Source organism: Mesorhizobium sp. M7A.F.Ca.CA.003.01.2.1, assembly GCF_003998945.1.
In the GTDB taxonomy this organism is placed as follows: domain Bacteria; phylum Pseudomonadota; class Alphaproteobacteria; order Rhizobiales; family Rhizobiaceae; genus Mesorhizobium; species Mesorhizobium ciceri.
This window is the reverse complement of record NZ_RZRA01001629.1, coordinates 1-511: the sequence shown is the minus strand read 5'-3', so window position 1 is coordinate 511 and position 511 is coordinate 1. Positions and strand designations below refer to the sequence as shown.

Below are 511 nucleotides of genomic sequence, written 5' to 3'. Positions count from 1 at the left end.
GCTACAGCCCGAACAGCCGGAATGTGGGGCGGCCGGAGAGCTCGCGCACGACCTCCAGTTGCTGCAGCCGTTCGAACAGCCGTCGCGATGCAAAGCGCGACAGATTGTCCGTCGTCAGCGATCCGGACACGGCGTCTTCACTGAGCAGCAGAAAGATTACGTCGCCGGCGCCTTTGGCGCGCAGTTTCGGCGCCACCGCCAGGAGTTTTTCGGCCCGGCGCGACAGCTCGGCGGCCAACCGACAAGCGTCCGCGGCGGCCGCGACGAGCGCGATGCAAACCGCCCGCTCAAAATTCTTGTCCCCGGGCCGGATGCGCCGGCCACCGCCGGCCTCGGTGCGGAAAGATGGTCCAAAACCCTGCGCCATTAGGAGCGGCAGGGGCTGCGGCCAGCCCAGGCGTTGCGCCAGTACCAGGTCGGCGAGCCACCAGCCAAAGACTTCGGCATCGGGACGCATGGCGACGACCTCAGCGGCGATCGCCGCGGCGTCGAATGGCGCCGACCGCTGGGA

The 511-nt window shown here is 68.5% G+C and carries 1 protein-coding gene; it reads right to left on the bottom strand.

All coding sequences use genetic code 11. The features are described from left to right. Position 1: 1 nt before the first annotated feature. On the bottom strand, positions 2 to 511 hold a 510-nt coding region (locus tag EN969_RS34625), incomplete at its 5' end, for a DUF1403 family protein (RefSeq protein WP_127419968.1).